The organism is Streptomyces sp. 4F14, from assembly GCF_048159485.1.
In the GTDB taxonomy this organism is placed as follows: domain Bacteria; phylum Actinomycetota; class Actinomycetes; order Streptomycetales; family Streptomycetaceae; genus Streptomyces.
Map to the genome: position 1 here is coordinate 51883 of NZ_JBLRVY010000008.1, position 11754 is coordinate 63636.

13 protein-coding genes are annotated in these 11754 nt (G+C 73.2%); 6 read left to right on the forward strand and 7 right to left on the reverse strand.

Annotated elements, in window-relative coordinates; translation table 11 throughout:
- Positions 1 to 17 precede the first annotated feature (17 nt).
- On the reverse strand, positions 18 to 818 hold the full coding sequence (locus tag ACLZOT_RS15615) for a transglutaminase domain-containing protein (RefSeq protein WP_416969489.1): 801 nt from the start codon (positions 816 to 818) through the stop codon (positions 18 to 20).
- Positions 819 to 991: 173 nt separating this feature from the next.
- Here ACLZOT_RS15615 and ACLZOT_RS15620 point away from each other — a divergent pair, with 173 nt between their 5' ends.
- The gene (locus ACLZOT_RS15620; protein WP_416969490.1) at positions 992 to 1384 is read left to right on the forward strand and encodes a hypothetical protein; all 393 of its coding nucleotides are present in this window, start codon (positions 992 to 994) and stop codon (positions 1382 to 1384) included.
- Between the two features lie 8 nt (positions 1385 to 1392).
- On the opposite strand, the gene rraA is transcribed toward ACLZOT_RS15620, so the two are convergent.
- Positions 1393 to 1878, reverse strand: a complete 486-nt coding sequence (gene rraA, locus ACLZOT_RS15625; RefSeq protein WP_416969491.1) for a ribonuclease E activity regulator RraA — start codon at positions 1876 to 1878, stop codon at positions 1393 to 1395.
- A 162-nt stretch (positions 1879 to 2040) separates the two neighbouring features.
- Between rraA and ACLZOT_RS15630 the strand changes: the two genes are divergently transcribed.
- Together ACLZOT_RS15630 and ACLZOT_RS15635 are read left to right on the forward strand one after the other, a co-directional pair.
- Positions 2041 to 3051, forward strand: coding sequence for a questin oxidase family protein (locus ACLZOT_RS15630; RefSeq protein ID WP_416969492.1), 1011 nt, complete (start codon positions 2041 to 2043; stop codon positions 3049 to 3051).
- Between the two features lie 82 nt (positions 3052 to 3133).
- A complete protein-coding gene (locus ACLZOT_RS15635) occupies positions 3134 to 3538 on the forward strand; it encodes a PaaI family thioesterase (protein ID WP_416969493.1) in 405 nt (134 codons plus the stop codon).
- A 10-nt stretch (positions 3539 to 3548) separates the two neighbouring features.
- On the opposite strand, the gene ACLZOT_RS15640 is transcribed toward ACLZOT_RS15635, so the two are convergent.
- From ACLZOT_RS15640 to ACLZOT_RS15650, 3 genes are all read right to left on the reverse strand, one after another.
- Positions 3549 to 4421: a hypothetical protein gene (locus ACLZOT_RS15640; protein ID WP_416969494.1), complete on the reverse strand. Its 873-nt coding sequence runs from the start codon at positions 4419 to 4421 to the stop codon at positions 3549 to 3551.
- A complete protein-coding gene (locus ACLZOT_RS15645) occupies positions 4418 to 5332 on the reverse strand; it encodes an XRE family transcriptional regulator (protein WP_416969495.1) in 915 nt (304 codons plus the stop codon). Before ACLZOT_RS15645 ends, ACLZOT_RS15640 begins: the two co-directional genes overlap by 4 nt.
- 407 nt (positions 5333 to 5739) lie before the next feature.
- Positions 5740 to 7827 carry a glycoside hydrolase family 97 catalytic domain-containing protein gene (locus ACLZOT_RS15650; protein ID WP_416969496.1) on the reverse strand — a complete coding sequence of 696 codons (2088 nt, stop codon included), beginning with the start codon at positions 7825 to 7827 and terminating at the stop codon, positions 5740 to 5742.
- A 189-nt stretch (positions 7828 to 8016) separates the two neighbouring features.
- On the opposite strand from ACLZOT_RS15650, the gene ACLZOT_RS15655 reads away from it, so the two are divergent.
- Both ACLZOT_RS15655 and argB read left to right on the forward strand, forming a co-directional pair.
- A complete protein-coding gene (locus tag ACLZOT_RS15655) occupies positions 8017 to 8604 on the forward strand; it encodes an isochorismatase family protein (RefSeq protein ID WP_416969497.1) in 588 nt (195 codons plus the stop codon).
- A 265-nt stretch (positions 8605 to 8869) separates the two neighbouring features.
- Complete coding sequence (gene argB, locus ACLZOT_RS15660) at positions 8870 to 9721, forward strand: acetylglutamate kinase (RefSeq protein WP_416969498.1); 852 nt, start codon at positions 8870 to 8872, stop codon at positions 9719 to 9721.
- Positions 9722 to 9727: 6 nt separating this feature from the next.
- Here argB and ACLZOT_RS15665 read toward each other — a convergent pair whose 3' ends face one another.
- Both ACLZOT_RS15665 and ACLZOT_RS15670 read right to left on the reverse strand, forming a co-directional pair.
- Positions 9728 to 10213 (reverse strand): GNAT family N-acetyltransferase, encoded by a 486-nt coding sequence (locus ACLZOT_RS15665; protein ID WP_416969499.1) that lies wholly within the window; start codon positions 10211 to 10213, stop codon positions 9728 to 9730.
- A 100-nt stretch (positions 10214 to 10313) separates the two neighbouring features.
- A complete protein-coding gene (locus tag ACLZOT_RS15670; protein WP_416969500.1) occupies positions 10314 to 10514 on the reverse strand; it encodes an MbtH family protein in 201 nt (66 codons plus the stop codon).
- A gap of 101 nt (positions 10515 to 10615) precedes the next feature.
- Here ACLZOT_RS15670 and ACLZOT_RS15675 point away from each other — a divergent pair, with 101 nt between their 5' ends.
- Complete coding sequence (locus ACLZOT_RS15675; protein ID WP_416969501.1) at positions 10616 to 11707, forward strand: alpha/beta hydrolase-fold protein; 1092 nt, start codon at positions 10616 to 10618, stop codon at positions 11705 to 11707.
- Positions 11708 to 11754: the final 47 nt, after the last annotated feature.

The following is an 11754-nucleotide window of genomic DNA, read 5'->3' on the forward strand; positions in this document are numbered from 1 at the left end:
GTTCGCACGAAGGGCCCTCACCCGAGGAGCGCCCGGGGCACGGCCAGTTCCTCCCGGGCGAACAGCTCGGCGAGCACCGCCGGTTCCTCCCGCTCGCACGCCCGCGCGACCTCGTCCATCAGCCGGTCGTACTCCTCCCCCGTCCGCCCCTCGTACGCCTCCGTCATCCGCCCCCACTCGTCCCACGGCAGCATCTCCCGTCCGCACAGCGCCGCGAGATCCCGTACGGCGTTCCCGCTGATCTCGGCGGGACCCCAGGCGAAGTCGGTGCCGGGGACTCCGTACTTCCCCGCGTCGATCCGACCGCGCCGGTACGACGCCCATGCTTCGCCGCCGGTCAGGAACTCGCCGGACGCGAGGTCCTCGGGGCAGGCCACGTACTCCTTGTCGAGGTGTTCCACGTCGACGCGGATCCAGCGGCGCCCGTCGTGGTACTCGACGATCCAGTGGTCGAAGCCGTGTCCGGCGAGGAAGTACGTCCCGAAGCCGCACCTCGCCCGGGCAGGGATGGCCCGGGCCCGCAGGAACGCGCAGGCGAGGGTGGCGAAGTGCCGGCACGTGCCGACGACACGGGTGGCGGGGGTGCGGGGCAGGTGCAGGGGCCTGGGGTCGAGGGCGCGGAGCACGGCAACCAGCTCACCGGCCGGCCGGATGTCCTTCTCCGCCAACCGCTCCTCGGGCACACCCGCGGCGGTCGCGTCACCGGGCTGGATCACCAACCGCTGGGCGGCCACGCAAAGTCCGACCGGGTCGTCGGGCAATCCTTCCACCGGCAGGGGGAGGGTGGTGTGCACTCCAGGTTCCACATACTCGAACATGCATCCGACAGTAGAGGTTGGGTCTGACATTCGGCGGGAGGACCGGCAGCGGGAACTGGTGTGCGGGAGCTACCGATTTGGGGGCGCTACCTGGCGTAACCGTCGCGGTGGGGGTGGGGCGGACGGGAGGGTGGAGGCGTTGGTCCGCACCTTTCGATCCAAGGGGTCTTGTCATGGTTCCGTTGCGTCACTCCGTGCTCGCTCTGGCCACGCTCGGTCTGACCGCCGCGCTCACCTCGCCGGCCGCCGCCGCGCCCACGCACGTGGACGTCACCTACGGCGCGACGTACGTCCGGGGTGAACTCACCTTCCACAACCGGTCGGTCAGTTTCACCGGGAGCTACCGGTCCGTGTCGGCGACCGATTGTCGCCGGGCCTGGTTCGGCACGCTCGACGGTTCCGGGCGTCTCCTCACGGCCCGCAGTACGGGCACGCTGTGCAACGGGGTCCGGGAGATCAACACGACGGTCCCGGCCGATGTGCCCGGGGGCGCGGGGGCGGTGCTGGTCTGCCTCGACAGCGGGAGCGCGACGCCGCTGAAGTGCGTGGAGTACAAGCGGCCGTAAGGGGCCGCTCAGCGGGACTTCGGCAGCAGGACGACGCCGTCCTCGTCCGCGTGGAGGATGTCGCCGGGGTGGAAGACGATGCCGCCGAAGGCGACCGGGGTGTCCAGGGCGCCTTCGCCCGTGCGGTTGCTCTTGCGCGGGGTCGTGCCCAACGCCTTGATGCCCAGGGGGAGTTCGCGCAGGGCGCGGGCGTCGCGGATCGCGCCGTGGAGGATCAGGCCCGCCCAGCCGTTCTCCAGGGCGGCGCCCGCGAGGAGGTCGCCCACGAGGGCCGTGCCGAGCGAGGCGCCGCCGTCGACGACCAGGACGTGACCCTCGCCGGGGGTGCGGACGAGTTCGCGGAGGATCCCGTTGTCCTCGTGGCACAGGACCGTGCGGACGGGGCCGGTGAAGGAGGCGACCGCGCCGAAGTCGCGGAACTGGACCTCGCAGACGCGCAGTTCGGCGCCGTACTCGTCCACCAGGTCCGCGGTGGGGACGGGGGGCTGGGGCATGCGGGTCACCTCGGGGTTTCGGTACGCGCGGGACAGGACACGAGGATGCCGCGACCGCGGGAGAACATCAACCGGCCTACGTCCCCCGCCCGAGGCCGGCCGGGGCGGTCCTACGCCTTCCGTCCGTTACGCCGTGCCCGCCGTGCGCCTAGCGTCGTCGTCATGGACGACACGACCGGCATTCTCGACGAGGCTCTGGAGCGGCTGCACGTCTCGGGGCCGGAGCGGCGGGGGCGGCTCACCAACCACGCGCCGATGGCGGTGGAGGCGCTCGCCGCGCGCGGGCGGGCGAAGGACGTGCACCGCTGGCTCGACCTGTACGCGCCCCGCCTGGAGGAGTTCCCGTCCGCCGTCGAGCCGGTGACGGCGGAGAACTGGCGTGCGGCGCTGGGCGATCCGCGCCGGGCCGCCGACTGGATCGGCCACTTCGACCGCGAGCTGGCGCTACGGCCCTGGCGCGACGTCCTCGCGCAGTGGTGGCCGCGGCTGCTGCCGGGTCTGTACGGGGGTTCCACGCACCCCGTGATCCGGGTCGGGCACGCCGTACGCACCCTGCTGGGCGGCGCGGAGACGGCGCCCCGGCTGACGGAGCTGGCGCACGGGCTCGGCTACTGGGCGGCCCGGCATCACACCCTGCCCTCGCTCACGCCCCTCACCGGGGCCGGGAGCGCGGCGGCGGCCCTGGACGCCGTACGCCCGATCGTGGACCAGGACGGTGGCTTCCCGGTGCTGCTGGCCCGGGTGGAGGCGCTGCCCGTGTGGGCCTCGGGCGTCACCGACCCCGACGAGGCGCGGCACCGGCTCGGGGAGCTGGTGCGTGCGGCCACCCACCGGTACGCCACACACGGGCACGGCGAGGAGACGATGCTGGTGCACGCGGCGACCGCCCCGAACGCGGTGCTGCGGGCCCTGCCCGCGCTGCCCCGCGCGCTGTGGGCGCCGAGTCTGCGGGCGGCGTGGACGGCGTCGGCGGCGGTGACGGCGATGTACTCCCCGGCCGAGGGCGTCCCGTACAGCGCGCCGGCCCTGACCGGGGAGGAGGTCGTCGAACGGGCTCTGGCGCACGGCGACGAGCATGTGATCAAGCTGACGGACACGGCCCTCGACGTGGGCGACGAAGGGGCGTACGCGGCGGCCCTGCGGGCGATCGAGCTGAGCACGCCGCTGACGTGAACCGGGGCCGCCCGTCTTGACCGGGGCGCGGCCCGTCCTGCCAGACTGGCCCACCCGTCACCCGTACCGAAAGGCGGCACCCATGTCCCTCGCCCTCGACGACTTCCTCTCGGCGATGCCCTTCGCCCGCAAGATCGGCGTGGAGCTGCACGAGGCGACGCCCGAGTCGGCGGTGGGCAGTCTGGAGTGGTCGCCGGAGGGGTGCACGGTCGGCGGGGTCCTGCACGGCGGTGCCCTCATGACGCTCGCGGACGCGGTCGGCGCGGTCTGCGCGTTCCTCAACCTGCCCGAGGGCGCGGGGACTTCGACGGTCGAGTCGAAGACGAACTTCCTGCGCGGGGTGCGTGCGGGGCGGGTCACGGCGACGTCCCGGCCGCTGCACGTCGGCGGGACCCTCATCGTCGTACAGACCGAACTGCGCGATGACGCGGGCACGTTGGTCGGGCAGACGACTCAGACGCAGATCGTGCGGCGCCCCGGGGCGTGAGCGGGGGCGGTCACTGGACGAGGTAGTAGCGCAGGCGGGTGCCGGAGTCGTCGGTCTTGAGGCGGAAGCGGCCGGGCCAGCAGCCGGCGACGACCTCCTTGAAGGCGGTGAAGGCGCTCGCGCCGTCCTCGGAGGTCACCTCGACCATGAGGCGTTCGAGGGTGGATTCGAGGGCGGGGCGGGTACGGGCGGTGGGCCGGTTCGGCAGAGGGCGCCGGCGGGCGGCCGGGCGGCGGCGCGGGGCCGAGGTGGCGGCGGCGATGATCTCCAGGTGGACCGCGAAGTCCGGTCCGGGGAGCGGGATCTCGAAGCCGGGGTGGCGGTCGTAGCCGATGGCGACGGCGGTGCGGACGAACTCCATGACGGCGATGGCGGCCGGGGTGTGGGCGCGGGGTGCGGCCTGTTCGGTGAGGCGGCTGAGGATCCGCAGCACGGTGACCGTGTCGGTGTCGGCGGTGAGGAGGTCGCCGTCGGCGCACGCCTGCGCGCGCCACAGGGCGGCGGCGTGCGGGTCGCCGTCGGCGAGGTGGTGCAGGTGGAGGCTGTAGGCGGCGGCGCAGTCCCCGGCGCCGGCCGCGTACTGCCACCAGAAGCGGGCGCCGCTCTCCAGGCCCGCGAGGTGCAGGGCGCAGCCGAGGGTCCAGGCGACGGGCGGCTCGGGGAGCTGGTCGGTGACGAAGTCGGCGAGCCGGTCGGGGGTGCAGTGCAGGAGGGCGGCCTCGCACAGGGTGTCCAGGGAGCGGGCCGCGGCGGGGTCGGCGGGGGCCGGGGCGGGGGTGGCCTCGTCGTCGTACTCCTCCTCGTAGGGGACGACGTCGCTCGGGACGCGGGGGTCGCGCAGCAGCAGGGACTGGACGAGCAGGTCGTCGATGGCGGTCGTCACGGGGTGGTCGCTCCCGGTTCGTCGGGGTGGGGACCCTGGCCCTCCAGCGCCCCTCGGGCGTGGTGGTCCAGGGTGTGGGCGATGGCCGGGGACAGGCCGAGGACGCCGGGGACCGCGTCCGGGTCGATGCCGCAGAGGTAGCGCAGGACGACGACGTCCCGCTGGTCCTCGGGGAGAGCGGCGACGGCGTCAAAGAAGCGGGTGAACCGCTCGATGTGGGCGAAGCGTTCGCCGAGGTCGTGGATGCGGGCCTGGGCCTCGGTGACGAAGGCGGCGGCGCGCAGGTCGGGGCGGCCGTCGGGCCTGCGGTGGGCGCGGTGCAGGACGCGGCCGCGCAGCAGGTGCCAGGCGTGGCGGCGGGTGTCGGGGGCGGCGACCGCCTGGTCCCAGGTGAGCCAGAGGATGTCGAAGACCTCGCCGACGGTGGTGCGGGCGCGCTGCTCGGACTGGAGGAAGGCGTGCGCGTACGCGGTGTACGGGTGGGCCATGGCCTCGGTGAAGCCGCGGTGCGCGACCGGCGGGACCTCGGTGTCGGGGGGCCGGGCGTCGTCGACGCGGCTCTCGATCCAGCCGGGGGCCTTGTGGGCCTCGTGCGCGGCGGACGTCCACAGGCGGCGCATCGGCCTCACGGGGATGTCGAGGGCGCGGACCACGCTGTAGGTGATGGCCCAGCCGGGGTAGTAGCCCTTGCCGCGCAGGAGTTCGGAGATGCGGGTCTTCGAGTAGCCGGAGCGGCCGACGAGTTCGTCGAGGGTGAGGCCGCTGTCGAACAGGCGGGTGCGGACGGGTTCCAGCCACGCGCGGTGGGTGGGGCCGATCTGCGGTTCGATCGCCTCCGGGGGCCTGCCGCGCCGCCGTACGGGCCGGGCGGGAGGTTCCTCGGGGTTCGGGGACGTCGGGGATAACGTCATGACGTCACCTGCTTGCTGGTCATCGGACCTTCCTGGAATGCCTGAGAGGTCTGGAAGGCCCCCGCGCGGCGGTGCTGAGGCGCCGCGAAGGAGTCGCCCGCCAGCATGGTGTGTGGGCCACCCGCGGCTCAACGTGGGCCGGGGTGCCCGGAACAAATGAGCGTGCGCTCGCGCGTACCGTATCGGCGCGTCCGGTGTGGAGGGAACGCCCGCGTTCAACACTTTCGGGGGGTGCGTGCCGCTTCCGGCCGTGTTTCTCCCGGCGCCGTCCACCATGGGAGGCGCACGCCTGCTCTTGGCGTCGCGCCTTCCTGTCTGGGAGGTCACGCGGTCCCCTCGTGCTGAGGGACAACCGGAGGGGACCGCGCTTTTTCCGTTGACGACGCTCTTTCAGCTGACGACGCTTTTCAGTCGACGACGAGGACGAATCCGCCGAACGGTGCTGTCGGCACGGTGAACTTCGAGGCGTGCCGGGTGCTCACGCGCAGCGTCCCGTCCGTCGCCGACGTGTCCGTGAACAGGCGTGCCGTTCCCCGCGCCAACCCCAGGTCCTTCAGGGCGACTTCGAACTCCCGGGCCTCACCGGTCGCCGGGAGGTAGCCGGCGGCCTTCGAGTCGAGGCCCGGCGCGATGGACGTGGTGCGGCCGTTGACGCCGGCGACGTACCAGGTGCGCCCCTTGCGGCGGGCGACGACGACGTGGCCGCCGGGGTCGGCGGACAGGTGCCGGGTCTCGTCCCAGGCGACCGGGACCGTGCTCAACAGCTCGCGTACGGCGGCGGGTTGGGCGAGGTAGGTGTCGGGGCTGTCGGCGTAGCCGTTGAAGCCGGACTGGTAGACGACGGTGAGGGCGAGTTCGTGCGCGGCGGTGGTGCGGCGCGGGTTCGCGGGGTCGACGTACGGGGAGAGCAGGGTGGTGCCGTAGTCGAAGGCGCCGACCGCGTTGCGGGTGATGGCGGCGATGGTGGTCTGTTCGGGGATCTGGTCGGCGTACGGCTTGGCGTTGGCGTAGTACTCGCTGGCGATGCCCGCCTCGACGCCGAGGAGGTGGGGGTAGGTGCGGTCCCAGCCGCGCGGGACGGTCGTGTTGTGCAGGACGATGTGGAGCCTGAACTCGGCTGCGTCTTCGAGGAGTTCGCGCTGCCGGGTGATGAGCTGCTGCTTGTCGCTCTGCCAGACGTCGGCCTTGACGCCGGCGACGCCGAGGCCGGCGAGCTCGCGGAAGGTGTCCCGGCGGGTGGCCCGGTCGGCGATCCGGTCACGGGGCGTGCTGGCCGAATCGTTGTTCTGGCCACCGGAGTTGAACCAGAGGAACAGCTTGAGCCCGCGCTCGTCCGCCTCGGCGACGATCCGTTCCAGCGGTACGTGTGTCCCGCTCGCGTCGGTCATCCGGTCCCACTTGGCGTCGACGAGCGCGTAGGGCCAGCCCATCGCCTTGGCGAGGTCGAACCAGCGCAGGGTCTGCTCGAAGCTGGTCGGGCTGTCGTGCGCGGTGAGCCAACTGAACGACGCGGCACCGGGTTTGATCCACGAGGTGTCGGGGACGGCGCAGGGCACGGCGAGGTCGGTCGCGAGCGTGGTGTCGGCGAGGGCCGCCGGGTCCTTCGCGACGGCGACGAACCGCCACGGCGTGTGCCAGGCGCCGCTGACGCGGGGTGCGCCGGGGCCGAGGTTGCCGAGGGCCTCGTCGTCGGCGGGGAACGCGATGGAGTAGGTGACCTGGCCCTTTTGAACAACCGGCTGCGTCAAGTGGCAGGCGGGGTACGTCCCGTCGGTGCCGGACTCGCTGGCCAGCACCCACCAGGTGTGCCCGTCGGCGGCGACCGTGCGGGCGAGGAGCGGGAAGGAGGCGCCGCCCGTGGAGGTGGTCGCCTTGCCGAGGACCGGGGTGGTGTGGTCGGCGCGCGGGACGTACCACTCCTGGTACTTGGGGGTCTTCAGGGTGTACGGCAGGGTGAACTGGGCGCCGCCGTCGGCCGGTACGGTCAGCGTGAGGCCGGTCGCCTCGCTCGTCACGGCGTGCGCGCCCCGGTCGGGGAACCGCAGCCGGAACGCGGCGCCCTCCTCGTCCGCCCGCAACTCGGCCTGGACGGCGAGCCCTTGGGCGTTGCGCAGGCCGACGGTCCGGGTGGCGGCGGTCTTGCGGACCCGGGAGACCTTGCCCTGGAGGAGTTCGTACCGGACGTGGGTGTGCCGGGTGCGGCCCGGGGCGGTGACGGTGAGGGCGGTGGTGAAGTCGGCGTCGTCCAGGGTGAGGCCGAGGGGGCTGGGCGGGACGACGACCGTGCCGTGGACGCTGATGGAGTACGTGGGGGCGCCGCTGACGTCCAGGGTGAGGGTGACCGTGCCCTTCGGGGAGGTGACGGTGACCTCGGCGCGCGGCGCCGCCTCGGCGGGGGCGGCGACGGTCAGCGGGACGGCCGCCGCGGCGGCGGTGGCGGCGCCGGCCGCGAGGACCGAACGGCGGGCCGGACCGCCGGGGGTGGTCTGGTTCATGGCGCTGTGCTTCCTGAGGGGCGAAGTATCCGGAACATCAAACAGCGTCATGTTTCAGCCCACTTGTGAACGGGGCCGGTACGGGAGATGACAGAAACCACCTGACGATAGTTAGTTTAGGCTAACCTAATAACTCCGGTAGCCTCATGATCCAGCCGGGGTTCGTGTCGCACGGGGAGGGAACCGCCCATGGGCCAGCCGAGCATCGCCCCCTATCCGATGCCGGACGCCTCCGCGCTCCCCCTCTCGCACGTGTCGTGGACCCTCGATCCGGCGCGCGGCGCCCTGCTGGTCCACGGCATGCAGGACCGTTTCGTCGAGGCGTTCCCCGCCGGGAAGTCCCCCGTCGTGGAGCTCGTCGAGAACGTCACCGCGCTGCGCGAACTGGCCGGCGCGCTCGGCATGCCGGTCGTCTTCAGCGCGGAGGACTCCGGCGGCCCCGTCCTCGCGCCGCTCACCCCACGCCCCGGCGAGCACCTCCTCGGCGGCGCCCGCCCCAACGCCTTCCTCCGCAGCCACCTCGGCCGGCTCCTGCGCGAGGAGGGCCGCGACCAGCTCGTCGTCTGCGGGATGTACGCCCACCAGGGCGTCCTGCTGACCGCCGCCGACGCCGCGATGAACGGCATCGAGCCCTTCGTCGCCGCCGACGCCGTCGCCGCCTTCTCCGCCGAGGAACACACCATCGCCCTCAGGTGGAGCGCGCGCGGGAGCGTCGTCCGTACGACCGACGCCCTCGTCCGCGACCTGCTGCTGCGCCGCGGCCGGCGGGAGGCGTGAGACCCCCGGAGTTCGCGATCCGGACACCACCGAGTGGTACGACCGTCCCAGAGCCCGCCCACGAGGCGGGCCCGTCCATGAATGGAGTGGCCCCGTGAGAGCCTGTGTCACCTCCCCGGCCGGATCAGCGCACGCCGTCTGGTGCGTGCGATCGCAAGGCGCCGAAGCGTCCTCGTGGCGGAGCCACGTGGGCGTTTCGGCAACGCCGCGAGCGCGCGTGCCAGACGGTGGGAGCCCGGCCGGGGAGGTGACACAGGCTCTCAGCGTGACCGCTGCCCGGGAAACCCTCGCACCCCTGCCGCAGGGGCTGCGAGGCGGTGTGGTCGTCGTCAAGTTCGGCGGCAACGCCATGGTCGACGACGATCTCCGGCGCACCTTCGCCGAGGACGTCGTCGGACTGTGGCGGGCCGGGGTCCGGCCGGTCGTCGTGCACGGCGGCGGCCCGCAGATCAGCGCGATGCTCGACCGGCTCGGCCTGGAGACCCGCTTCGAGTCGGGCCTGAGGGTGACGACGCCGGAGACGATGGAGGTGGTGCGGATGGTCCTCACCGGGCGCGTGCAGCGCGAACTGGTCGGCTCCATCAACGCGCACGGCCCCTTCGCGGTCGGCCTGACCGGCGAGGACGCCCACACGATGACCGCCGAGCGGCGGCCCGCGTGGGTGGACGGCCGCCCGGTGGACATCGGGCTCGTCGGGGAGGTCGTCGACGTCAACCCGGACACCGTGCGCGCGCTCCTCGACCAGGGCCGCATCCCCGTCGTCTCGCCGGTCGCGCGCGGTGTCGGCGGCGAGGTCTACAACGTCAACGCCGACCTCGCCGCCTCCGCGCTCGCCTCGGCCCTCGACGCCGAACGCCTGGTGGTGCTGACCGATGTGCCGGGGCTGTACGCGGACTGGCCGCGCTGCGAGGAGGTCGTGTCCCGGCTGACGGTCAGCGAACTCGACGTGCTGCTGCCGGAGTTGGCGAGCGGGATGCTGCCGAAGATGGAGGGGTGCCTCAGGGCGGTGCGGGCGGGGGTGCGGCGGGCCCAGGTGATCGACGGGCGGGTGCCGCACGCGGTCGTCCGCAGCCTGCTGGAGGGCGAGGGGGGTACGACGGTGGTTCCGGACGCGTGAGCCGTCCTACCGGACGTGGTGGACCAGGACGCGCGAGCCCTGCCTCGGCTGCCAGCCGGGCGGGGTCCGCGCGTCCGCGCCCGCCGGGGTGAAACCGTGCCTGAGGAAGAGCGCGCCGCCGCCCGCCGTCGCCGTGAACAGGGCGGTGAGGTCGAGGAGTTGGGCCCGCTCCAGCGCCGCCTCCATCAGACGGCCGCCCACTCCGGTGCCCTGACGGTCCTGCGTCACGCAGAAGTTGTAGAGCACCCCGGCCTCGCCGTACGCCTTCAGGCCCACGCAGCCGTCGAGTCGACCCGCGAGGGACTCGACGACGAGGAACTCGGCGGCATGGGCGGCGTACAGGTCCGCCGGACGCTCGCGCAGCGCCCCGGAGAGGACGAACGGGCGGGACAGCGCGGCGAGTTGTGCGGCGTCGTCCCGGCGGGCGGAGCGTACGAGGGAGACCGGCGAAGGGGCGGCGAAGGGGGCCGGGTGGGGGGTGGCCAGGGTCAAGGCGTGTCCTTCCTCTGTCGCGTCGTACGAGCACTGCCGTCTCGACGAGCGAAGCAAGGTTAGCCTTACCTAAGCCCACTGCCAAACCCGGCCCGCCGGTTCAGCTCGCCAGCGAACGCGGGCGCAGGTCCGTCCAGTTGGCCTCGACGTACGCGACGCACGCGTCCCGGGAGTCCTCGCCGAACGCGACCGTCCAGCCGCCGGGGACCTCCGCGAAGGACGGCCACAGGGAGTGCTGCCCCTCGTCGTTCACCAGGACCAGGAAACGGCCTTCGGTGTCGTCGAACGGGTTGGTGCTCATCTTCCGGACCTCCTGGAAACGGGCGTCAGCGTTAGGTTAGGCTCGCCTAATTCAGGCTGAGCCTAGTCTGTCCCCTCCCCGCTCACAAGGAGACACCTGCCGTGGCCGACAACGCCTTCACCGAGTACGGGCTCCACGGCGAGGTCGGCACCGACGCGTTCTGGACGGCCGTGACGGGCCCGACGTCGGTGCCCGACGAGGGGGGTTGGCGCACCCTGTTCCTGTGGCGCGGCGACGAACGCGGCGACGGGGCCCGGATCGGCTTCGAGAGCTGGTCGGAGCCGGTCGCGCTGACCCGGTGGGCCGGCACGGACTGCTGGTACGCCGAGGTCGCGATGCCCGAACGCCTGCGCGTCACCTACCAGTTCCTCGTCGGCGACGAGGCGCACGCCGATCCCTTCAACCCCTTCGGCGCCGGGGGCGACCGGTCGATCGCGGCGACGCCGGACGCCCCGGCGCAGCCGTACTGGCCCGCCGTGGGGGCGGACGCGGTGCTGCCGGTGCCGCGGGCCCGCGTCCGCTGGGCCAGTGAGCGGCTCGGGGGGCGGCGTACCGTGCGGCTCCATCCGGTGGGCGGGGGCGGACCGTTGGTGCTGCTCCTCGACGGCGACGACTGGCTGTACCTGCACCCCGCGACGACCGCGTTCGACGCCGCCCACGCGGCCGGTGAGCTGCCGCCGGTCACCCTCGCCTTCCTCCCGGCCAAGGACCGCGAGGCCGAGTACACGTGCCGCCGCGAGCTGTGGGAGGCCGTCGACGACGAACTGCTGCCGCTGATCGCCGAGTCGGGCGTCCCCGCCGACGCCTCCCGCCTCGTCGCCGTGGGACAGAGCCTCGGGGGGCTCAGCGCGCTCTACGGGGCCCTGGAGTTCCCCGAGTTGGTGTCCGGGGTGGCCTGTCAGTCGGGGTCGTTCTGGTGGACGCCCGAGGCCATCGGGTCCGCCGATCCGCTGGGCGGGGTGGTCGGGGGCTCGATGGCGGACCTGGTACGGGAAGCGGGCCGGCTGGACGGGCTGCGGGTCGCGTTCGACGTCGGGGAGCACGAGCGGGCGATGCTGCCGCACTGCGGGCTGGTGGAGGAGTTGGTGGAGGGGGCCGGGGCGGAGGTGCGGGTGTCGCGGGCGGCCGCGGATCACGACCGGGCGGGGTGGCGGGGGGCGTTGGTGCGGGACGTGGGGTGGGTGCTGAGGTAGAGACCCTCGACATACGTACGAAGGGCCGTCGCGGACACTCCCGCAAC

Bases quoted from the DNA above. Each gene is read 5' to 3' on its own strand.
- ACLZOT_RS15615 (WP_416969489.1), bottom strand. From the start codon at position 818: ATGTTCGAGTATGTGGAACCTGGAGTGCACACCACCCTCCCCCTGCCG.
- ACLZOT_RS15650 (WP_416969496.1), bottom strand. From the start codon at position 7,827: ATGAACCAGACCACCCCCGGCGGTCCGGCCCGCCGTTCGGTCCTCGCG.
- ACLZOT_RS15670 (WP_416969500.1), bottom strand. From the start codon at position 10,514: ATGAGCACCAACCCGTTCGACGACACCGAAGGCCGTTTCCTGGTCCTG.
- ACLZOT_RS15635 (WP_416969493.1), top strand. From the start codon at position 3,134: ATGTCCCTCGCCCTCGACGACTTCCTCTCGGCGATGCCCTTCGCCCGC.
- ACLZOT_RS15645 (WP_416969495.1), bottom strand. From the start codon at position 5,332: ATGACGTTATCCCCGACGTCCCCGAACCCCGAGGAACCTCCCGCCCGG.
- ACLZOT_RS15655 (WP_416969497.1), top strand. From the start codon at position 8,017: ATGGGCCAGCCGAGCATCGCCCCCTATCCGATGCCGGACGCCTCCGCG.
- ACLZOT_RS15620 (WP_416969490.1), top strand. From the start codon at position 992: ATGGTTCCGTTGCGTCACTCCGTGCTCGCTCTGGCCACGCTCGGTCTG.
- ACLZOT_RS15630 (WP_416969492.1), top strand. From the start codon at position 2,041: ATGGACGACACGACCGGCATTCTCGACGAGGCTCTGGAGCGGCTGCAC.
- rraA (WP_416969491.1), bottom strand. From the start codon at position 1,878: ATGCCCCAGCCCCCCGTCCCCACCGCGGACCTGGTGGACGAGTACGGC.